The sequence below is a fragment of the Pseudomonas sp. NY11955 genome, from assembly GCF_048068035.1.
Classification (GTDB): Bacteria; Pseudomonadota; Gammaproteobacteria; order Pseudomonadales; family Pseudomonadaceae; genus Aquipseudomonas.
This window is the reverse complement of the sequence record NZ_JBLUPS010000023.1, coordinates 21319-46209: the sequence shown is the minus strand read 5'-3', so window position 1 is coordinate 46209 and position 24891 is coordinate 21319. Positions and strand designations below refer to the sequence as shown.

The following is a 24891-nucleotide window of genomic DNA, read 5'->3' as shown; positions in this document are numbered from 1 at the left end:
CTGGTTGCTTCCACCCCGGCTGCTATATCTCCCTAACCACCCATTTCTCGACTGCCTGGTCGAGGCTGAGCGCAACAACCCGGAAAGGGCTCTGTTACGCCGGTTGTGGCCCACACCGTCGGGCCGGGGGACACGGATACCAGCAGGGAGCATCCATGGACAACATCGTCGTCGCCGATAAGCAATCCGAAGTCGCCACTCAGAGCGCCTGGGGCAATATCAATCTCAAAGCACCAGGCGTCGTGCAGATGCCGGTAGCCCCCGACAAGGTGGCCACGGTTACCCAACGCGGTCAGGACCTGATCATCACGCTGAAGTCGGGTGAAAAAGTCACCATCGGTAACTTCTTCGCCGTGGACCAGGCGGGGGTCGGTAGCGACATCGTCTTCGTTGGTGAAGACGGCACCCTGTGGCATGCCCAGTACGACGCGGCAGCGTTCACCGGCTTCACTTTCGAAGATGTGGCCTCGCTGGACGAACTGGTCGCGGGCATCGGCACCGCCGGCAGCGCCATGCCCACCTGGGCGATTGCCGGGCTCAGCCTGCTTGGCGTCGGCGGTGCGGCAGCAGCGGCAGACAACAGCGGTGGTGGCAGCAGCGGTGGTTCCGCCCCGGACACCACCGCACCGGCCACGCCAATCGACCTGCTGGTTTCGCCAGATGGCCTGCGCCTGACCGGCCGCGGCGAAGCAGGCGCCACGGTGAACATCCGCGACGCCGCCGGCAACCTGATCGGCAGCGGCACCGTGGCGGCCGACGGCAGCTTCAACGTGACGTTGAGCCCGCCACAGGTCAACAGCGAAAACCTCGAAGTCACCCTGACCGATGGCGCGGGCAATGTCTCGGCGCCCGGCACTGTCACCGCCCCGGATGTGACCGCGCCGCTGGCACCGACCGACCTGGTCATCGACGCACAGGGCACCACCCTTACAGGGCGTGCCGAACCGGGTTCGACGGTTTCGGTACGCGGCGCTGGCGGCGTGGTGCTGGGCACTGCGGTGGCCGGTGCGGACGGCCAGTTCAGCATCACCCTGCAACCACCACAGACCGACGGCCGAGCCCTTGAAGTCAGCGCGGCAGACGCTGCCGGCAATACGTCGCCTGCGGCCAGCGTTACCGCACCGGACGTCGACAACCCTGACACCACCGCCCCCGACCAGCCGACCGACCTGGCCCTGGCCAATGGCGTAACCCTCACCGGGCGTGGCGAGCCCGGCGCCACCGTGCAGGTGCGTGATGCTGCCGGCAACCTCATCGGCAGCGGCCTGGTGAACGCCGACGGTAGCTTCAGCCTTACGCTTTCGCCTGCCCAGGCCAACGGTGAAACCCTGGATATCCGCCAGGTCGATGCCGCCGGCAACAGCTCGATACCGCTGGAATTCTCCGCCCCCGATATCACTGCGCCTGCGGCCCCGGCCGAGCTGGCCGTCAGCGCTGACGGTACTGTGCTCACCGGCCGTGCCGAACCGGGCAGCACCGTACGTATCCTGGCGGCCGATGGCACTGAACTGGGCACTGCCGTGGTCGGCCCGACCGGCGTATTCAGCATCAACCTCGCGCCACCGCAAGTCGATGGCGAAGTGCTGCAAGCGACTGCCACCGATGCCGCTGGTAACACCTCTGTGACCAGTTCGGTCACTGCGCCGGATATCGACGACGGTGATGTAACCCCGCCAGAAGCCCCAACCAACCTGATCATCGGCCTTGCCGGCCACCAGTTGAGCGGCCGTGGCGAAGTGGGTAGCACCGTGCAGGTGCGAGACGCCGCAGGCAACATCATCGCGACGGGTATCGTGGGTGCTGATGGTACCTTCGCCATCGCTTTGGACCCCGCGGTCATCGACGGCAGCACATTACAGGTCACCCTGACCGATGCCGCCGGCAACGTTTCGCAGCCAGGTTCGGTCACCTCAGCCGACCTGCTGCCGCCTGCTCAACCGACTGACCTGGCCCTGGCCGACGGCGTGACCTTCACCGGTCGCGGCGAGCCGGGCGCTACCGTGCAAGTGCGCGATGCCGCCGGCACTGTCATTGGCACAGGTATCGTCGGTGCCGACGGCCTGTTCAGCATCACCCTCTCGCCTGCTCAAGCCAATGGCGAAGCCCTGGACGTCCGCCTGCTGGATGCTGCCGGCAACACCTCGGCGCCGCTGCAATTCGATGCCCCGGACATCACCCCGCCGGACGCGGTGAGCAACGTCGTGGTCGGCGCCGGTGGCCTGGCCTTGAGCGGCCGTGGCGAACCGGGTGCCACAGTCGAAGTGCGTGATGCCAACGGCAACGTGATAGGCACGGGTGTGGTGAGTGCCAACGGCACCTTCCTGATCGACCTCAACCCTGCCGCGCAGCCGGGTGAACACCTGATCCTGGTACAGACCGATCCGAGCGGCAACGCCTCGGTGGCCCTGGAGTACGACGTACCCCTGACCAACGCCCCAGCCAGCCCGAGCAACCTCGCCATCGATGCCGACGGCACTACCCTCACCGGTACTGCACCCGCCGGGACCCGCGTCGAAGTACACGATGCCAACGGCACCCTGATCGGCAGTGCCATCGCCAATGCTGATGGTTCTTTCAGCATCGAACTGAATCCTGCACAAGCCAACGGTGAACTGCTGGATGTAGTCGCCATCGATGGCAGTGGCCTTTCTTCGCTTCCGGCGCAGGTTACCGCACCGGATATTACCGCCCCTGGCGCACCAACCGAACTGGCGGTCAATGCCAACGGTACCGTGGTTACCGGCCGCGCCGAACCGGGCAGCACCGTGCGCATCCTTGCGCCAGACGGCAGCGAGCTGGGCAGCGCCGTGGTCGGCCCGACCGGCGCGTTCAGCATCAACCTGACCCCGCCGCAAGTCGACGGCGAGGTGCTGCAAGCCACCGCCACCGATGCGGCAGGCAATACCTCGCTTGCAAGCAATGTCACCGCGCCGGACATCGACGGCGGCGACATCACCCCGCCTGAAGCGCCAACCAATCTGGTCATTGGCCTGGCCGGCGGCCAACTGAGCGGTCGCGGCGAAGCCGGCACCACCGTGCAGGTGCGCGATGCCGCAGGTAACCTCCTGGCCACCGGCACTGTCGGCCCGGATGGCACGTTCGTGTTGACCCTGAGCCCCGTGGTGAACGACGGCAGTACCCTGCAAGTCACCTTGACCGATGCCGCCGGCAACGTGTCGCAGCCAGGTTCGGTCACCTCAGCCGACCTGCTGCCGCCTGCGCAACCGACTGACCTGGCCCTGGCCGATGGCGTGACCTTTACCGGTCGCGGCGAGCCGGGCGCCACGGTGCAAGTGCGCGATGCCGCAGGCACGGTTATCGGCACAGGTATCGTGGGTGCCGACGGCCTGTTCAGCATCACCCTGTCGCCTGCCCAGGCCAATGGCGAAGCGCTGGACGTGCGCCTGGTGGATGCTGCCGGCAACACCTCGGCACCACTACAGTTCGATGCACCGGACATCACCCCACCCGATGCCGTCAGCAATATCGTGGTCGGTGCCGGTGGTCTGGCCCTGAGCGGCCGTGGCGAGCCGGGGGCTACCGTCGAAGTGCGCGATGCCAACGGCACCGTGATCGGCACCGGCGTAGTCGGCACCAACGGCACCTTCCTGATCGACCTCAACCCAGCCGCGCAGCCAGGTGAACACCTGAGCCTGGTGCAGACCGACCCAAGCGGTAATGCCTCGCTGGCCCTGGAGTACGACGTACCGCTGACCACCGCCCCAGCCAGCCCAAGCAACCTGGCTATCGACGCCGACGGCACTACTCTGACGGGTACCGCACCCGCCGGCACCCGCGTCGAAGCACACGATGCCAACGGCACGCTGATCGGCAGTGCCATCGCCAATGCCGATGGCAGCTTCAGCATCGAACTGAACCCAGCCCAAGCCAACGGCGAACTGCTGGACGTGGTTGCCATCGATGGCAGTGGCGTTTCCTCGCTGCCGGCGCAGGTCACCGCACCGGATACCACGGCGCCAGCTGCACCGACCGAGCTGGCAGTCAGTGCCAACGGTACTGTAGTTACCGGCCGTGCCGAACCGGGCAGCACCGTGCGCATTCTGGCGGCCGATGGCACTGAACTGGGCACCGCCGTGGTCGGCCCGACCGGCGTATTCAGCATCAACCTCGCGCCACCGCAAGTCGATGGCGAAGTGCTGCAAGCGACTGCCACCGATGCCGCTGGTAACACCTCTGTCGCCAGCTCGGTCACAGCGCCGGACATCGACGGCGGTGATACCACGCCACCGGATGCCCCGACCAACCTGGTCATCGGCCTGGCCGGCAGCCAACTCAGTGGTCGCGGCGAAGCCGGCACCACCGTACAGGTGCGCGATGCCGCAGGTAATCTCCTGGTCACTGGCACTGTCGGCCCGGATGGCACGTTCGTGGTGACCCTGAACCCGGTGGTGAACGACGGCAGTACCCTGCAAGTCACCTTGACCGATGCCGCCGGCAATGTGTCGCAGCCAGGTTCGGTTACCTCAGCCGACCTGCTGCCGCCTGCGCAACCGACTGACCTGGCCCTGGCCGACGGCGTGACCTTCACCGGTCGTGGCGAGCCGGGCACTACCGTGCAAGTGCGCGATGCCGCCGGCACTGTCATTGGCACAGGTATCGTCGGTGCCGACGGCCTGTTCAGCATCACCCTCTCGCCTGTCCAAGCCAATGGCGAAGCCCTGGATGTGCGTCTGGTGGATGCCGCCGGCAACACCTCGGCGCCGCTGCAATTCGATGCCCCGGACATCACCCCGCCGGACGCAGTGAGCAACGTCGTGGTCGGCGCCGGTGGTCTGGCCCTGAGCGGCCGTGGCGAACCGGGGGCGACCGTCGAAGTACGCGATGCCAACGGCACCGTGATCGGCACTGGCGTGGTCGGTGCCAATGGCACCTTCCTGATCGACCTCAACCCTGCCGCACAGCCTGGCGAACACCTGAGCCTGGTGCAAACCGACCCAAGCGGCAATGCCTCCGTGGCCTTGGAGTACGACGTACCGCTGACCACCGCCCCGGACAGCCCGAGCAACCTGGCCATCGATGCCGACGGCACCACCCTCACTGGTACCGCGCCGGCCGGCAGCCGCGTGGAAGTGCACGATGCCAACGGCACGCTGATCGGCAGTGCCATCGCCAATGCCGATGGCACCTTCAGCATCGAGCTCACTCCCGCACAGGCCAACGGCGAACTGCTGGATGTGGTCGCCATCGATAGCAGCGACGTTTCCTCGCTGCCTGCGCAAGTTACCGCACCCGACATCACCGCCCCTGCCGCACCGAGTGAACTGGCGGTCAGTGCCAACGGTACCGTGGTCACCGGCCGCGCCGAACCGGGTAGCACCGTGCGTATCCAGGCAGCCGACGGCACCGAACTGGGCAGCGCCGTGGTCGGCCCGACCGGTGCGTTCAGCATCAACCTCAATCCACCCCAGGTAGATGGCGAAGTGCTGCAAGCCACCGCGACTGATGCCGCTGGCAACGCCTCGGTCGCCAGCTCGGTCACCGCACCGGATATCGACGGCGGCGATACCACCCCGCCTGACGAACCGACCAACCTGGTGATCGGCCTGGCCGGCAGCCAACTCAGTGGTCGCGGCGAAGCCGGCACCACCGTGCAGGTCCGCGATGCCGCAGGCAACATTGTCGCGACGAGTACCGTTGGCGCTGACGGGACCTTCGTCATCGCCTTGAACCCCGCTGTCATCGACGGCAGCACCTTGCAGGTGACCCTGACTGACACCGCCGGCAACGTGTCGCCACCCGGCTCGGTCACCTCACCGGACTTGCAGGCCCCAGCCCAGCCCACCGAGCTGGCCCTGGCCGACGGCGTGACCTTCACCGGTCGCGGCGAGCCGGGTGCCACCGTGCAAGTACGCGATGCTGCGGGCACGGTCATCGGCACAGGTGTCGTCGGTGCCGATGGTCTGTTCAGCATCACTCTGTCGCCTGCCCAGGCCAACGGCGAGGCGCTGGATGTGCGCCTGGCGGATGCGGCTGGCAACACCTCGGCACCACTGCAATTCGATGCGCCGGACATCACCCCGCCTGCCGCCGTAAGCAATATCGTGGTCGGCGCCGATGGCCTGGCCCTGAGCGGCCGTGGCGAAGCCGGCGCCACCGTCGAAGTGCGCGATGCCAATGGCACCGTGATCGGCACCGCCGTGGTCGCGGCCAATGGCACCTTCCTCGTCGACCTTTCGCCGGCCGTGCAGCCTGGCGAGCAACTGAGCCTGGTGCAGACCGACCCAAGCGGCAATGCCTCTACGCCACTGCAGTTCGAAGTCCCGGTCACCACCGCGCCCGCCAGCCCAAGCGACCTGGTATTCGCCGAGGACGGCAGCAGCATCAGCGGGACCGCACCTGCCGGCAGCCGTGTGCAAGTGCATGATGCCAACGGCACGCTGATTGGCAGTGTGATAGCTGGCCCCGATGGCAGCTTCACCGTCACCCTCGACCCGGCCCAGGCCAATGGCGAACTGCTGGATGTGGTGGCCATCGATGGCAGCGGCGCTGCGTCCCTGCCGGTGCAAGTCACCGCGCCGGACATTACCCCTCCGGTCACCCCGAGTGAGCTGGTGGTCAATGCCGACGGCAGCCTGGTCACTGGCCGCGCCGAGCCGGGCAGCACCGTGCGTGTGCTGGCCGCCGACGGCACCACCGTGCTGGGTAGCGTGGTAGTAGGCGCCACCGGCAGCTTCAGCATCACCCTCGACCCGCCCCAGGTAAACGGCGAGGTGCTGCAAGTTACCGCCACCGATGCGGCAGGCAATGCCTCCACCGCTGGCAGCGTGACGGCGCCGGACATCGACGGCGTTGACACCACGCCGCCGGATGCCCCGACCAACCTGGTGATCAACGCTACTGGCAGCCAGCTGAGTGGTCGTGGCGAAGCCGGTGCCAGCGTTCAGGTACGCGATAGCGCAGGCAGCGTGGTGGCCACTGGCACGGTCAACCCGGATGGCACCTTCACCCTCACCTTGAGCCCGGCGATCACCGATGGCAGCACCCTGCAAGTCACCCTGACCGACGCTGCCGGCAACGCCTCACAACCCGGTTCGGTCGCCACGCCAGACCTGCAGGCCCCGGCCCAGCCCAGCGAGCTGGCCCTGGCCGATGGCGTCACCTTCACAGGCCGTGGCGAACCCGGCGCCACCGTGCAAGTGCGCAACGCCGCCGGCAGCCTGATCGGCACGGGCCTGGTCAACGAGGATGGCACCTTCAGCGTCACCCTGTTCCCCGCACAGGCCAATGGTGAAGCACTGGACATCCGCGTGGTGGATGCCGCCGGCAACAGCTCTGCGCCGCTGCAGTTCGACGCACCGGACATTACCCCGCCAGCCGCCGTCAGCAACATCGTGGTCGGCGCCGATGGCCTGCAGCTCAGTGGCCGTGGCGAGGCCGGTGCCACCGTGCAAGTACGTGACGCCAACGGCACTGTCATCGGCACCGCCACCGTCGGCGCCAACGGCACCTTCCTGGTCGACCTCGACCCTGCCGCGCAACCGGGCGCTCAGTTGAGCCTGGTGCAGACCGATGCCAGCGGCAACGCCTCCGAAGCCCTGCAATATGAAGTCCCGGCAACCACCGCGCCCGCCAGCCCAGGTGACCTGGTAGTGGCGGCGAACGGCGCCAGCATCACCGGCACCGCACCGGTGGGCAGCCGTGTGGAAGTACACGATGCCAACGGCACGCTAGTCGGCAGCGTGCTGGTGGGTGCCGGTGGCACCTTCACCGTCATCCTCAACCCGGCACAGGCCAATGGCGAACTGCTGGATGTGGTGGCCATCGACGGCAGCGGCGCTGCGTCCCTGCCGGTGCAAGTCACCGCGCCAGACATCACCCCACCGGTCACCCCGAGCGAACTGGTGATCAGTGCCAACGGCGGCGTGGTCACCGGCCGCGCCGAAGTGGGCAGCACCGTGCGCGTGCTGGCCGCCGATGGCACCACCGTGCTGGGTAGCGTGGTAGTGGGCGCCACCGGCAGTTTCAGCATCACCCTCGACCCGCCCCAGGTGAATGGTGAGGTGTTGCAAGTCACCGCCACCGACGCCGCTGGCAATGCCTCCACGGCCGGCAACATCACCGCGCCAGACATCGACGGTGGCGACACCACGCCACCGGATGCCGCCACCAACCTGGTGATCGGCCTGGCCGGCGCCCAGCTGAACGGCCGCGGCGAAGCCGGTGCCAGCGTGCAGGTGCGCGATGCCCAGGGCACTGTACTGGCCAGCGGCACGGTCAACCCGGATGGTACCTTCCAGATCACCCTCAACCCACCGGTGAAAGATGGCAGCACGCTGCAAGTGGTGCTGAGCGACGCCGCCGGCAATGCCTCCATACCCGCTTCGGTGGTTACCCCAGACCTGCAGGCCCCGGCACAGCCGACCGGCCTGGCCTTGGCCGACGGCGTGACCCTGAGCGGCAACGGCGAGCCGGGCGCGACCGTGCAGGTACGCGACGCTTCGGGCAACCTGCTCGGCACCGGCCTGGTCAGCGCAAACGGCAGCTTCAGCGTCACCTTGTCGCCGGCTCAGGCCAATGGCGAAGTGCTCGACGTCCGCTTGGTCGATGCCGCCGGCAACGTCTCTTCCCCACTGCAGTTCGATGCCCCGGACACCACCGCGCCTAACCTGGTCAGCAACATCGTGGTCGGTGCCGACGGCCTGACCCTGAGCGGTCGCGGCGAAGCCGGCGCCTCCGTCGAAGTACGCGATATCAATGGCTCGCTGGTCGGTAGCGGCACAGTGACTGCCAACGGCACCTTCCTGATCGATCTCGACCCGGCTGCGCTGCCGGGCGAACGCCTGAGCCTGGTGCAGACCGACCCGAGCGGCAATGCCTCCCAAGCCCTGACTTTCGATGTGCCACTGGTGGTCACGCCAACCAGCCCGAGCGAACTGGTGGTGGCCGCCGACGGCAGCAGCATCAGCGGTTCCGCCCCGGCTGGCAGCCGCGTGGAGGTGCATGATGCCAACGGCACACTGGTCGGTAGCATCGTGGTCGGTGCCGAGGGCACCTTCACCGTGGTGCTCACGCCGGCCCAGGCCAATGGCCAATTGCTGGACGTCGTGGCCATCGATAACAACGGCACCTCGTCCCTTCCGATACAGGTCAGTGCACCGGACATCACCCCTCCGGTAGCGCCAAGCGAACTGGCGATCAATGGCGACGGCACCGTCGTCAGCGGCCGCGCCGAAGCCGGCAGCACCGTCCGTGTACTGGCCGCCGATGGCACCACGGTGCTGGGCAGCGTCGTGGTGGGCGCCAGCGGCGCCTTCAGCATCGGCCTCACCCCGCCACAAGTGGCGGGCGAGCAGTTGCAGGTGACCGCCACCGATGCCGCCGGCAACGCCTCCACGGCCGGCACCATCACCGCGCCGATCGTGGACAACGGCGGCGACACCACGCCGCCGGCGCCAGCCACTGACCTGGCCATCAGCAACGATGGCCGCACGGTCTCCGGCCGCGGCGAGGTGGGCGCCACCGTGGAAGTGCGCAACGACCAGGGCCAAGTGCTGGTGAGCGGCACCGTTCAGCCCGACGGCAGCTTCAACGTGCAACTGCCAACCCCGGTGGTGGATGGCTCGTCCCTGCAAGTGACCCTGACCGACGCCGCTGGCAATATCTCCACGCCTAGCCCGCTGACCGCGCCAGACCAAGTCGCGCCGCTGCAACCGACCGGCCTGGTGCTGAGCAATGGCGATAACCTGACCGGCACTGCCGAAGGCGGCGCCCGGGTAGAGGTAAAAGACGCCTCGGGCAACCTGATCGGCAGCGCCATCGCCGCGCCGGACGGCAGCTTCAGCCTGACCCTCACCCCGCCACAGGCCAATGGCGAAACCCTGTCCATCACGGTGACCGACGCGGCGGGCAACACCTCGGTGCCGCTGAGCTACGTGGCCCCGGACATTACCGCACCGACGATCGTCACCGACGTGGTGGCAGGTGATGGCAGCCTGACCGTGTCTGGAAGTGGCGAACCCGGTGCCACGGTGGAAGTGCGTGGTAGCGGGGGCACTGTCCTCGGCAGCGGGATCGTCGGGCCAAGCGGTACCTTCTTGGTCGATCTGGATGTACCGCTGACCGCAGGCGAAACCATCGTCCTGGTACAAACCGATGCCGCCGGCAATACCTCGGTGGGTGTCAGTGTGACCGTTACCGAAACACCGCTGCCCGACAGCCCGAGCGACCTGGTGGTGGCCAGTGATGGCTCCAGCGTCTCCGGTACCGCACCGGCAGGCACGCAGGTGCAAGTGCGTGACGCGCAGGGCAATGTGCTGGGCAGTGTCCAGGCCGCAGCGGATGGCAGTTTCACCATCGGCCTCAGCCCGGTCCAGGCCAACGGCGAAGCACTGGCTGTCGTGGCGATCGATGGCACAGGCAACAGCTCGCTGCCTACCCCGATTACCGCCCCCGATATCACCCCGCCCAACGAGGCCAGCGACCTGCAACTGAGTGCCGATGGCGGCCTGCTTACCGGTCGCGGCGAACCAGGCACCACCGTGCAGGTCATCCGCGCCGACGGTACCGTGCTGGGGAATGCCCAGGTGGGAGCTGATGGCGTGATCAGCGTAGTCCTGAACCCGCCGCAGACCGACGGTCAGGTACTGGACGTGGTGCTGCGAGACGCTGCCGGCAATACCTCGACCGCCACCGTCGTGGCGCCCGACACCGATGGCCCGCTGCAACCTTCGGGGCTGGCCATCGATACCGCAGGTATTCACCTCACCGGCCAAGGTCAAAGCGGCTCTATCGTCACCGTGCGTGACACCAACGGCAACGTGCTGGGCACCACCATCGTGGGCGGCGACGGCCGCTTCGACGTCACTCTCAACACAGCGCAGCGCAACGGCGAAAGCCTGACCGTCGAAGCCACCGACACCCTGGGCAATAGTGCTGGGCCGGTGAGCTTCACCGCTCCAGACTCAACCCCACCGCAAGTGGTCAGCAGCCCGGTCATCGACGGCACCGGCACCACGGTCACCGGCAACGGCGAACCAGGCGCCACCGTCACCGTGCGAGGCCCGGATGGCAGAGTGCTGGGCAGCGCGGTGGTCGGTGCTGACGGCGCGTTCGAAATCATCCTGGGCACGCCGCAGACCAACGGCCAGGCACTGACCGTGGAGCAACGCGACCCGGCTGGCAACCTGTCGGCGGCAGTCGATCTGTCGGCACCGGATACCCAGGCACCCGCTGCACCCACCGGCTTGATCCTGGCTGGCGATGGCAGCAGCCTGAGCGGCAGCGGCGAGCCAGGTGCGCAGGTGACCGTCACCGGCACTGGCGGCGCAGTACTGGGCACCGCAACGGTCCAACCCGATGGCACCTTCCAGGTGACCATCGACCCGCCTCAGCTCAATGGCCAGACGCTGTCTGTCAAGCAGGCGGACAGTACCGGCAACGGCTCGCTTGCCGGCACCGTGACCGCACCTGACATCGAGGCACCACTGCCGGCACAAGGCCTGGGCCTTGACCCTACCGGCACACTGCTCACAGGCCAGGGCGAGGCAGGCAGCACCGTAGAAGTTCGCAACGCTGCCGGCGACCTGCTAGGCACCATCCTGGTGGGTGCGGACGGCACGTTCGTAGTACCGCTCGCCCCCGCCCAGACCAACGGCCAAGTACTGTCGGTGGTGCTGATCGATGGCGGCGGCAACGCTTCACCGTCGGCCAGCTTCACTGCCGACGACAATACTGCACCCACCGCACCGGCCGGCCTCACCATCACCCCAGGCGGCAACGCCATCCAGGGTACCGGTGAAGCAGGCGCCACGGTCGAAGTGCGGCTTACCGATGGCACGCTGGTAGGCACCGTCGTGGTCCCTGCAGGCGGAAGCTTCACGGTGCCACTGTCGCCCGCTCAACTGGACGGCCAGGCCCTCAATGTGACGCTGACCGATGCCGCGGGCAATGTATCGCAGCCCGGCCAGATCACCGCACCGGACATCACGCCACCGGCACTGCCCACCGGCGTGGACGTCAGCGACGACGGCACGACGGTCACCGGCAACGCGCCTGGCGCCACTTCGGTGACCGTGAGCGATGGGGCCGGCAATGTGGTCACCGTTGCGGTCAATCCGGACGGCAGTTTCAGCGTGCCGCTGGATACCCCGCAGAACAACGGCCAGACCTTGACCGTGGTAGTGACCGACGCTGCCGGTAACGCCTCGGCACCGGTCTCTGTCACCGCCCCAGACACCACCAACCCGGAGCCGGCGACAGGCCTCACCGTAAGCCCGGATGGCAGCACGATCGGCGGCAGTGCCGAGCCTGGCAGCACAGTGGTAATCCGCAACCCGGAGGATGGCACGGTGCTCGGCACTGCGCCCGTCGGGCCTGACGGCACCTTTGTGGTGGGCGTCAACCCGCCACTGACCAGCAGCGATACCGCCGATGTGGTCGTGATCGACCCTGCCGGCAACGCGTCGCCCGCAGTCTCGCTGCCAGGCCCGACCGGTACCGAAGTGGCCACGCCGTCGGCCCTTTCCATCAGTGCCGACGGCTTCTTGCTGACCGGCCAGGGGACAATTGGCTCGCTGATCACCGTGACCTCCGGGGGCACCACCCTGGGCACCGCCACGGTCGGCAGCGACGGCACCTTCCGCGTGTTCTTCCAGAGCGCCCAGCTCAATGCCCAGACCTTGCAGGTCAGTGCCAAGGCAACCGTCGATGGCCTGCCTTCAGTGCCAGCCATCATCGTGGCCAATGACACCACGGCACCGAACGCGCCGACTCAGGTAAACCTCAACGCCACCGGCAGCACGCTGACCGGCCAGGGCGAAGTGGGCGCAACGGTGCGCGTGACGGATGCGCAAGGCACCTTGCTGGGGACTGCCACTGTCGCCAGCAATGGCCTGTTCAGCATCAGCTTCTCGCCAGCGGTGGCCAATGGGCAGAACCTGATCGTCACCCAGGCCGACGCCGCCGGCAACGTTTCGCTCGCGGCCACCCTGCAAGCCCCCGACCTGCAGGCCCCGCTGGCCGCCAGCAACCTCAGCCTGAACAGCGCGGCCACCGTGATCAGCGGCCAGGGCGAAGCCGGTGCCAGCGTTACCGTACGCGATGCCAGTGGCGCCATCCTGGCCACCGGCACGGTCAACCAGAGCGGCCAGTTCCAGATCACCCTGCCCAGCGCCCAGGTCACCGGCAGCCCGCTGCAAGTCACCCTCAGCGATGCGGCGGGCAACGTGTCCGGCCCGGCCAGCCTGGCCACGCCAGACCGCACGCCACCCGCTGCCATCAGCAACCCGCTGTTGAGCCAGGACGGCCGGCAGCTGTCGGGCAGCGGCGAAGTGGGCGCTACCGTGCAGGTACGCAACGCCGCCGGCACCGTGCTCGGCACGGCCACGGTGGGCGCCGACGGCCGCTTCACGGTGACCTTCGACACCCCGCAAACCAGCGGCCAGCCCATCGGCGTTACGCAAGTGGATGCCGCCGGCAACACATCGCCAGCGATCAACGTGCCAACCCCGGACCTGACCCCGCCAGCGCCCCTGACCAACGTAGCGCTGAACAACAACGGCCTGACCCTGACGGGCCTGGGCGAAGCCGGCGCCACGGTCACCGTGCGCGGCCCGGACGGCACCATCATCGGCACCGGCCTAGTGGCAGCCAACGGCAGCTTCACCCTCACCCTGAACAGTGCCCAGCTCAACGCCCAGCACCTGAGCGTCACCCAGACCGACGCGGGCAACAACACCTCCACCGCCGTAGCCGTCACCGCGCCGGACTTCACCCCACCTGCGGCACCGATAGCCCTGGCCCTGTCCGGCACCGGGCTGCAACTGACCGGTAATGCCGAGGCCGGCAGCACCGTGACCGTGCGCGATGCCAGCGGCAACGTGCTGGGCACTGCGCTAGCCGGCAGCAACGGCACCTTCCAGGTCACCCTGAACAGTGCCCAGACCAATGGCCAGACCCTGCAAGTGACCGCCACCGACGCAGCCGGCAACGTGTCGACGGCTGCGCCTTACACCGCAGCCGATACCACACCGCCAGCTGCGGTGACCAACCTGGCGGTCTCCGCCAACGGCGCCACCCTGACCGGCAACGGCGAGGCAGGCGCAACCGTCACCGTACGGGCACCGGACGGTACCGTGCTGGGCAACGCCACGGTCGCAGCCGACGGTCACTTCAGCGTGACCCTGTCGCCGGCCGCGGTCACCGGTGAAAGCCTCAGCGTGGTTCAAGCGGATGCCGCACAGAACGTCTCCCCCGCGCAAAGCGTCACCGCGCCAGGCGTGCTGGCGCCGGCCACACCGGACAACCTGGTACTGGCAGCTGACGGCCTGTCGGTGACCGGCACCGCCACAGCGGGCAGCACGGTCAAGGTATACGGCCCCAATGGCGTGTTGCTGGGCAGCAGCCCGGTCGCCAACGACGGCACCTTCACCGTCAACCTGGGCAGTGCCCAGGCCAACGGCGAAGTGCTGCAGGTCAGCGCCACCGGCAGCGACGGCACGGTTTCGCTGCCGGCTACCCTGCAGGCACCAGACACCACCGCACCGCAACCGCTGACCAACCTGGTGCTGTCCAACGACGGCATGGTGCTCACTGGGCGCGGCGAAGCAGGTGCCACGGTTACCGTGATTGGCGAAGGCGGTATCGACCTGGGTACTGCCCTGGTCGACGCAAACGGTAACTTCAGCGTCAACCTGAGCGCTGCGCAGATCAACGGCGAACAGCTCAGCGCCAGCCAGGCCGATGTGGCCGGCAACGAGTCCAATAGCGTCAGCCTGACCGCCCCTGACCGCGTCGCGCCGGATGCAGCCGGCAACCTGGCCTTTGCCGGGGGTGGCAGCCTGCTCAATGGTAGCGGCGAAGCGGGTGCGGCTGTGCGTGTCATCGCCGCCGATGGCACGGTGCTAGGCACTGCCACTGTACGCGCCGATGGCACCTTCCAGGTCAACCTTACCTCGCCTCAGGCCAACGGCCAGCAGGTGCAAGTGGTGCTGACCGATGCCGCCGGCAACCAGTCTGCCGCCAGTGCCATTACCGCCCCCGACACCACAGCCCCAACAGCACCCGGCGAACTGGCCGTTTCCGGTGATGGCGTCACCCTCACCGGGCGCGGCGAAGTGGGCGCGCTGGTGACCGTGACCAACCCGGCAGGCGAGGTAATCGGCAACGCCACCGTCGATGCCAGCGGCCACTTCACCATCACCCTGAACCCGGCGCTGGGTAACGCCGAACTGCTCAGCTTCACCCAGGCCGATGCGGCCGGCAACGTGTCGGCAGTCGCCACCCTGCAGACCCCGGACTTCACCCCACCGGCGCCGCTCACCCAAGTGGTGATCAATGCCGACGGCAGCGTGGTCAGCGGCCTGGGCGAAGCCGGTGCGACGGTGATCGTCAGCAACGCCGCCGGGGTCGTACTGGGCACGGGTACCGTGCTTGCCGACGGCAGCTTCCGCGTCGAACTGTCACCCGCACAAATCGACAACCAGATACTGTCGGTGCTGCAGGCCGACCCACCCGGCAACGTCAGCCTGCCGGTCAACGTGCAGGCACCGGACCTTACACCGCCTGCTGCGGCAACCGAGCTGCAGCTCAATGCGGCGGGCGACGAGCTGGGCGGCGTCGGCGAAGTGGGCGCCACGGTGCGCGTGTACGTTGGCACTACGCAGATCGGTACCGCCGTGGTGGCAGCCAATGGCACCTTCGTGGTCGAGCTGACGACAGCGCAGCTCAATGGCCAGGTCCTGCAAGTGACCCTGACCGATGCCACCGGCAACGTCTCGCCAATCAGTTCGGTCACGGCGGTGGACACCACGCCACCGGCCACCGTGATTGCGTCCATCAACGACGGCGGCACGCAAGTGGTCGGTACGGCTGAAGCCGGCACCCGCGTGACGGTGATCAACAACAATGGCGACCTGCTCGGCCAGGTGACGGTCGAGCCGGACGGCACCTTCGTCCTTGACCTGAACCGCCCGCAAATCAACGGCGAGACGCTGACCATCATCGCTCAGGACGCCACCGGCAACCCGTCGGCCCCCCTGACAGTGACTGCGCCAGACCTGACGCCACCCGTACAGCCAACCAACCTGCTGCTCAACCCAGCAGGTACGTCGATGACGGGTACGGCCGAAGCCGGCACCACCATCACGGTACGTGGCCCGAACAACAACATCGTGGGCACGGTGGAAGTCGGTGAGGACGGCCAGTTCACGGTGCCGATCAGCCCGGCGCAGAACAACGGCCAACTGCTGACGGTGGTCTCCACGGACGATGCCGGCAATGCCTCGGTGGCTGCTTCCTACCAGACCAACGACACTTCGCCACCCGACCTGGTAACCAACCTGGCGATCAACAACACCTACAACGTGCTGACGGGCAAAGGCGAAGCCAATGCCACAGTCACCGTCAGTTTCGGTGGCGTAGTGATTGGGACGGGCGTGGTGGATGCCGCTGGCAACTTCCAAGTCGCGCTTTCGCCAACACCGGGCTCAGCCGCAACCCTGACGGTGACACAGTCCGACGGTATCAACACGTCTGCGGTCGCGTCGTATGTCACCCCGCTGATCCCGCCACCGGAACCACCCACCAACGTGATACTGGGCGGCAACGGCCTGACCTTGACGGGCAATGCGACAACCGGCGCAAGCATTCGCGTCTACGATGCCGAGGGCAACCTGATCGGCTCAGGTGTGGCCAACCTTGGCGGCACCTTCACCTTGACGCTGAACACGGCACAGCTCAACGGCCAGCACATCTCGGTGACGGCTGTGTCGCTGCTGGGCGGCGAATCGCAGCCGGTCTTCCTGCAAGCGGCTGACATTACGCCACCGGCCAATCCGCTGGTGACCAGCTTGTCCATCAATGGCCTGGTGCTGACCGGCACGGGTGAGGCCGGTGCCACGGTGACAGTGCGCGATGCCAGCAACAACGTGCTCGGCACGGCGGTGGTCAATGGCGGTGGCGTGTTCACCGTCAACCTGAACGCCGCGCAGCTCAATGGCCAGGTACTGGGCGTGAGCCAGACCGACGCGGCAGGCAATGCGTCCGGCAGTACCAGTTACACCGCCGCCGACCTGCAGCCACCGGCCGCACCGACCAACGTCACCATCAACGGCGCGGGTACCGTGTTCACCGGTAACGGTGAAGCGGGCGCGACCGTTACGGTCCAAGGCCCGGGTGGTCAGATCGGTACTGGCGTGGTGCTCGCCAATGGCACCTTCAGCATCACGCTGACGTCGCCGCAGAACGACGGGCAACTGCTGGTAGTACGCCAGTCGGACGCTGCGGGCAATGTGTCCGCCAGCACCAGCCTGACCGCACCGGACACCACCCCGCCTGCCGCCCCGCTGGCCGCCATCAACGCCAACGGCACCTCGGTCAGTGGCTCTGGCCAGATCGGCAGCACGGTCACCGTGCGCAACAGCGCCGGCACCGTGTTGGGTACCGCGACGGTGGGCAGCAACGGCCTGTTCGTGGTCAGCCTGACGGCGGCGCAGATCGATAACCAGGCGCTCAGCGTCACGCTCACCGACAGCGCCGGCAACGTGTCCACTGGTACCGCGCTGACCGCGCCCGACCTGACCCCTCCCGCAGTTGCCGGCAACCTGCAGATCAGTGCCGACGGTGCAACCCTCACCGGCACCGGTGAAGTGGGTGCCACCGTGACCGTGCGCAGCGCCAGCGGCACCGTACTGCAAACGGCGACGGTACAACCGAACGGCAGCTTCAGCGTGACCCTGAGCCCGCCGCAGGACAACGGCCAGGTCCTCTCGATAACCCTCAGCGACCCGCGCGGCAACGTGTCGGGCAGCGTCAACGTCACCGCGCCGGATGTGGACGCCAACGCCCCGGTCATCGCCAGCGACAACCTGGCCACGGCCACGGTCAACCTGGCACCGGTCACCGCCACCAAGACCTACACCGACAGCTTCACCACGCTGCTGTCTGGCTTCACCAAGACCTATACCTGGACGGTGGCGGCTGGCACAACGGCCGATCCGACGCTGACGCTGACCACCAACAGCGTGCTGGCGCTGCTCAACAACTCCAGCTTCACCCTGCAGGTGAAAGACGCCAGCGGCGCCTGGGTGACCATCGCCACCGGCAACACCCAGGGGTTGCTCGACCTGATCGTGCTGCCACTTGGCCTGCAGGTGGATATTGGCGTGCTGCAAGCCGGTGACTATCGCCTGACCGTGGGCAGTGGTGGCATTGGCCTGGTCACCAATGTGACCACCTCGCTGGACATCACCTCCACCAGCCTGACCCAGTTCACCGGCACCGGCACTGCCACCTCGGGCAACGTCATCACCGATGTAGGCACCGATGGTGCCGTGGACGCCCGTGGCCCAGACAGCGCCGCCGTGCTGCAAGTGCTGAAGAACGGCAGCTACGTCTCGGCCGGTACGTCCACCACGGTGCAGGGCCTGTACGGCACCCTGGTGATCAGTGCCGACGGCAGCTACACCTACACGCCGAACGGCAGCCCGAACAGTGTCGGCAAGGTCGACGTGTTCAGCTACCAGCTGGTGCACCCGAACGGCCTGTCCGATACCGCCAACCTGTACGTGCGTATCGACAGCCCGCAGGCCAACGAGGTGTGGAGCAACATCAACTACGCAGCGCCCGCCACGGTGGTCGACGCGGTCAACGATGTCGGTTTCAGCCACCTCACCCTGGCCAACCGGGTGGACACCAGCAGCAGTACGCTGGGTTCGCTGAGCCTGCCCTTGGTCGGTTCGCGCCAGGCGACCTACACCACCACGGTGGCCGCCGATACCACCGCCAACCTGCAGGTGGTGGTCAACTCCACCAACCTGTTGAGCTTGCTCAACGGCACCACCATCGAACTGCTCAAGCTCAACCCGGCCACCGGCCTGTACGTGCTGGTGCAGTCGGTGCCGGGTGGTTCGCTGGTCAGCCTGCTGGGTGGCGGCGCCGGCTATACCTTCCAGAACCAGGGGGCCGGCACCTACCACGTACGCGTTACCGCTGGCGGCATCGGCCTGCTCAGCTCCATCACCACCAGCCTGAACGCCACCACCACGCACCTGACCGAGTTCGTGGTCAGTGGTGCGACGGCCGCTACCGGCAACTTGCTGACTGACGACAACGTAGGTTCGGCACTGACCGTGCTGAGCGTGCTGACAGCGGCCAACACCTACACCATCCCGGGCTACAACGGGGTGAGCGTGGCCGGCACCTACGGCACCTTGCTGGTGCATGCCGACGGCAGTTACACCTACACCCTCAACGCGGGGCTCACCTCGGCGGCGGTCGGCCAGCACGACACCTTCACCTACGAGCTGACCCACCCCAACGGCACCACCGACACCGCAACGCTGACCATCAACCTGGACAACGCCGCCGGCCTGGTCACGACCACATCGCTGCTGGCCGACAGCGGTGACGAAGCGATGGCGCTGGCCAGCCTGGCAGCCACCACCGATGTGATCGCCGGCACCGACGGCAACGACCACCTCGATGGTAGCCAGGGTGGCCACATCACCCTGCAGGGTGGCGCGGGTGACGACACGCTGGTGGTGGTCGACCAGAACTTCGCCAGCGTCGACGGCGGCACGGGGACCGATACCCTGCTGTGGGGCGGCGGTGATGCCAGCATCGACCTGGGCAACCTGGCCGGGCGCGTGCACGACATCGAAATCATCGACCTCAACGACACCAGTTCGGTGGCGCTGACCCTCAACCTGGCGGACGTGGTGGCAATCACCGAAACCGGCACCAACACGTTGGTCATCAAAGGGGACGACAAAGACTCGGTTCACATGACGGACAACTGGACGCTGGTCGGGAACCAAACCGTCGACGGCATCGACTATAACCAATACACGGCCCAGGAGGATCCAAGCCATCACCTGTGGGTACAGAACGGTATCCATGTGGTCTGAAGCCGCGGCAAACCCGCCGGGCACCTGCCCGGCGGCATGGACGACCAGCAGTAAGGGAACTATGTGAAGCGAAGCAGTCCGCTGTCACCGCTGTTGCTGGGCGCCTTCGGGCTCCTGGCCGTTAACTTCCACCCGGTTGCCCAGGCAGCCGATGACATAGACCCCCACCTGCGCCAGATCGGGCCATCGCTGTTACGCGATGCGCCCGAAGCGGTGCCCGCCCGCCCCCCCATCGGCATGGCCCCGGTCGCCAGTGGCGAGCGGCTGGGGCTGACCGACGCGGTGCTGCAGGCCGCGCAATGGCACCCAAGCATCGCCGAGGCCATCGGCAACCTGTACAAGCAGGGCGAAGGCATCAACGTCGCCCGCGCAGGGTACTACCCGCAGATTTCCGGCGGTATCCGCACCGGTTACGACACCGGCTATGGCGGTGACCGCAACAGCCAGGCCGTGAACCTGTCGCTCAAACAGATGCTCTACGACTTCGGCAAGGTCGACAGTGCCGTCAACGCCGCCCAGGCCGCCGCCGCCCGCGCCCAGGCCAATATCTTGCTGGTGGTCGACGAGCTGGCCCGTGACACGGCCTATGCCTGGATCGAAACCCGCCGCTACGAGCAACTGATGACCATCGCCCGCGACCAGGTTCGCGGGGTCGGCGACATTGCCGGCATGGCCCGCCAGCGCAGCGACATGGGCGCCAGCACGCGTTCCGACGTGGTACAGGCCGAGTCCCGTGTGGAAAGCGCCCGCGCCACGCTGGAGGAATACCAGGCGCAATACGAGCGCTGGCGCTCGACCCTGGCGGCGTTGATGGGGCGTGTGACCCCGCCGGCACTGACCGAGGCTTCACCCGCCGAACTGAACCAGGCCTGCAAGCGCCCTGCACAGGGCGATGACCGCCTCCCCGCCGTGCTGATGGCCCTGGCTCAACGCGCCCAGGGTCAGGCCGAACTGGCCCAGGCCAAGGCCGAGGCCTACCCCACCCTGTCGTTGCAACCGCAGGTCAACCACTACCTGGACGACGACTACAACCGCGACAACTCACGCTTGGACCGCACCCAGGCGGGCATCTACCTGAACGTCGAAGTGCCCATCTACCAGGGCGGCGCCATCAGCGCCCGCACCCGCGCCGCCGGCCATGCCCTGACCGCCGCTGACTCCGCCGAAGACGCTGCACGCCTGCAAGCGCGCCGAGGCCTGGCCGAGGCCATGGCGCAAACCTCCGGGCTGGGCCGCCGGCTGACGTCGCTGGAAGCGCGCCAGGTCAGCATTCAGGAAGCGCGCATGCTTTACGGCCGCCAGTACCTGGACCTGGGCACCCGGCCACTGCTCGACCTGCTCAACGCCGAGCAGGAGATCTACCAGTCACGCTTCGAACTGGCCGGCACCCGCTCCGATCTGCTGCGCCTGGATGTCGACTGCCTGTACAACACCGGCGCCCTGCGCACGGCCTTTGGCCTTGAGGGGCGCAACCTGCAAGGTGTGGAGATCCAGCCATGAGCGATTCGATCAATGTGACCCTGCCCAACCAGGCGCCTGCCCCAGCGGCCGAAGAAGCGCATCGGCCAGACCTGGGGCCATGGCTGGAAGTGATGCTCCAGGTCGCGCACCACTACCGCCTGGACGTGTCGCCCCAGCGTATTCGCCTGGCCGCCGTAGAGGATGCCCGCCCACTGGACGAAATCCTCCGGCACATGGCCCGCCAGGCCGGGCTGGCCCTGCGTTTCGTGCGCTTCGATGCCAAGGGCCTGCGGCAATGGCGCACGCCGCTGGTGCTGGAACTGGACGATGGCCAGTTGGCGGTGGTCGAGTCGGTGACCGAAGCGGATGACCTGGCGGTGGTGTTCGCCGGTGACCAGGGCCTGACCTCGCGCCTGCCCCGCGACACCCTCAAGGGCCGCATCAACCGCGTTGCCCTGCTGCGCCCGGCACGGCCGCTGCGCGACGTGCGCACCGACGACTACACCGCGCCCTACGACCGCCACTGGTTCGCCCGCATCGTGCTGCGCGACCTGCGCCCCTATGGCCAGGTGATGGTCGCTTCGCTGGTGGCCAACGTGCTGGCGCTGGCCGGGGTGCTGTTCTCGATGCAGGTGTACGACCGGGTGATCCCGGCCGAGTCCCTGCCAACCCTTTACGTGCTGTTTGGTGGCGTGGTGCTGGCGCTGGTGTTCGATTTCAGCATGCGCCTGTTGCGCCTGAAGGTGACCGACCTGCTCGGCAAGCGCGCCGACCTGCGGGTAAGCGACCTGGTCTACGGCCATGCCCTGCGCCTGCGAAATTCGGTGCGGCCAAAGTCCACAGGGTCGTTCATCTCGCAACTGCGCGAGCTGGAGTCGATCCGCGACCTGATTACCTCCAGCACCGCCACGGCACTGGCCGACCTGCCATTCTTCCTGCTGTTCCTGTTGGTGTTCTGGCTGATCGGCGGCGTGCTGGTGTTCATCCCGCTGGTCGCGCTGCTGGCCATGGTCCTGCCCGGGTTGCTCGCGCAACGGCGCCTGGCGCGGCTGGCCAACGCCTCAATGCGCGAGTCGGCGCTGCGCAACGCCATGCTGGTGGAAAGCATCCAGGGCCTGGACGAGATCAAGGCGCTGCAGGCCGAGGCACGCTTCGAGCGGCAGTGGAACCAGTACAACGCAGCTTGCGCGCACACCAACCTGCGCCTGCGCACCCTCACCAACGGCCTGGTGACCTGGACGCAGAACGTGCAGGGCGCGGTGTTTGCCGTGGTCATCGTGATCGGTGCGCCCATGGTCATCGCCGGCGACCTCACTACCGGTAGCCTGGTGGCGGCATCGATGCTGTCGTCGCGGATGATGGCGCCACTGGCCCAACTGACCCATGTACTGACCCGCTGGCAGCAAGCCAAGGTGGCCCTGCAGGGCCTGGACAAGCTGATGCAGTCGCCGGTCGACCACCCCGAAGGCGAAGCCCGCGTGCACCTGCCGGCCATCCGTGGCGAGTACCGCTTGCGCCAGGCCAACTTCCGCTACAGCGAAGAGTCCCCACCGGTACTGAACATCGGCCAGCTGGATATCCAGCCGGGCGAGCGCATTGCCGTGCTCGGGCGCAACGGCGCCGGCAAATCGACCTTGCTGCAAGCCTTGGGCGGAGCCATGGACCTGGTGCAAGGCGAAGTCAGCCTGGACGGCATCGCCATGGCCCACCTCGACCCTGCCGACCTGCGCCGTGATGTGGGCCTGCTGCCGCAATACGCGCGGCTGTTCCACGGCACCCTGCGGGAAAACCTCACCCTCGGCGCCGGCCAGGCCAGCGACCAGGAGCTGGTAGCCGCACTGGCCGCCACTGGGGCGCTGGATTTCGTCCGCCGCCTGCCCAAAGGCATGGACCACCTGATCCTCGAAGGTGGCCTGGGCCTGTCCGGCGGCCAGCGTCAGGCCCTGGTGCTGTCGCGCCTACTGGTGCGCCAGCCGCAAGTACTGCTGCTGGACGAGCCAACTGCCTCGCTGGACGACATGACCGAGCGCAAGCTGCTGGATAACCTGGAGCGCTTCTGCCAGGGCCGCACCCTGGTGATCGCCACCCACCGCCTGAGCGTGCTGCAACGGGTCGACCGCATCCTAGTGCTGGATGCCGGGCGTATCGTCATCGACGACGCGCGCGATGCCGCGCTGGCCAAACTGCAAGGAGCCCAGGCATGAGCAACCATGAACTCCCGGCCTCCTACCTGGACGGGCAGGACGACCAGGCGGTGTTCCGCGCCGGCCGTATCATCACCCTGTGCGCGCTGATGCTGGCGGCGTTCCTGGCCTGGGCGGCCTGGTTCGAGGTGACCGAGGTGTCCACCGGTACGGGCAAGGTCATCCCCAGTTCGCGCGAGCAGGTGATCCAGTCATTCGAAGGCGGCATCGTCGCGCAGATGAGCGTGGCCGAAGGCGACCTGGTCGAACGCGGCCAGGTGCTGGCCCAGCTCGACCCGACCAAGACCGCTTCCAGCGTTGGCGAAAGCGAAGCCAAGTACCGTGCCGCCAAGGCCAGCCAGGCTCGCCTGCAGGCAGAGGTGACCGGCAAGCCACTGGTCTTCCCGGACAGCCTGCGCGACTCGCCCGAGCTGATCGACGCCGAAACCGCCCTGTACCAGACCCGCCGCCGCGGCCTGGAGCAAACCCTGGCGGGCATCCAGGACTCATTGCAGCTGGTGCGCAGCGAGCTGAAGATCACCGAGAACCTGGCAAAAATGGGCGCCTCCAGCCGGGTCGAGGTGATCCGCCTGAACCGCCAGCGTTCGGAGCTGGAGCTCAAGGCCAACGAAGCCCGCTCCGACTACCTGGTACGCGCTCGGGAAGAACTGGCCAAAGCCAGCGCCGAAGCGGACAGCCTGTCGGAAGTGATCCGCGGGCGCAGCGACTCGCTCACCCGCCTGACCCTGCGCTCGCCGGTACGCGGCATCGTCAAGGACATCGAGGTCAACACCCTGGGCGGCGTGGTGCAGCCGGGTGGCCAGGTGATGAAGATCGTGCCGATGGACGAGCGCTTGCTGATCGAAACCCGCATCGCCCCGCGTGATATCGCCTTCATCCACCCGGACCAGGCGGCCAAGGTCAAGATCAGCGCCTATGACTACTCGGTGTATGGCGGGCTGGATGGCAAGGTGGTGGGAATTTCGCCGGATACCCTGCAGGACGAGGTGAAGCCGGAGATCTACTACTACCGCGTGTTCATCCGCACCGAGCAGGACAGCTTGCAGAACAAGGCCGGCAAGCATTTCGCGATCGTGCCGGGGATGATTGCCACGGTGGATATCCGCACCGGCGAGAAGACCATCCTCGATTACCTGATCAAGCCGCTGAACCGAGCCAAAGAGGCGCTGCGCGAACGGTAGTGCATGCCTTGAGTTTTGTGTTGTTGGTGCGACCGAGCGCCGCCCGCGCGGCGCATCGCGAGCGAAGCTCGCTCCTACATTTTTTCAGGCCAGTAACGCCTGTGCCGGCGCACGCGACCGCCTTTGTGTGTTCCAAGCGATATCGAGGTGGGCGCCAAAAGGCGCGCGCGCCTGTGCCTC

4 protein-coding genes are annotated in these 24891 nt (G+C 67.3%); all 4 read left to right on the top strand.

What is annotated here, in order from left to right:
• Positions 1-155 precede the first annotated feature (155 nt).
• The 4 genes from ACNFBR_RS27530 to ACNFBR_RS27515 all read left to right on the top strand — a co-directional run bounded on the left by ACNFBR_RS27530 (position 156) and on the right by ACNFBR_RS27515 (position 24711).
• Positions 156-19865, top strand: coding sequence for a BapA/Bap/LapF family large adhesin (locus tag ACNFBR_RS27530; RefSeq protein ID WP_416737665.1), 19710 nt, complete (start codon positions 156-158; stop codon positions 19863-19865).
• A gap of 63 nt (positions 19866-19928) precedes the next feature.
• Positions 19929-21365, top strand: a complete 1437-nt coding sequence (locus tag ACNFBR_RS27525) for a TolC family outer membrane protein (protein ID WP_416737664.1) — start codon at positions 19929-19931, stop codon at positions 21363-21365.
• Entirely contained in the window at positions 21362-23530 is a 2169-nt protein-coding gene (locus ACNFBR_RS27520; protein ID WP_416737663.1) for a type I secretion system permease/ATPase, read from the top strand. The genes ACNFBR_RS27525 and ACNFBR_RS27520 overlap by 4 nt, the downstream gene beginning before the upstream one ends.
• A complete protein-coding gene (locus tag ACNFBR_RS27515; RefSeq protein ID WP_416737662.1) occupies positions 23527-24711 on the top strand; it encodes an HlyD family type I secretion periplasmic adaptor subunit in 1185 nt (394 codons plus the stop codon). Before ACNFBR_RS27520 ends, ACNFBR_RS27515 begins: the two co-directional genes overlap by 4 nt.
• Positions 24712-24891 lie beyond the last annotated feature (180 nt).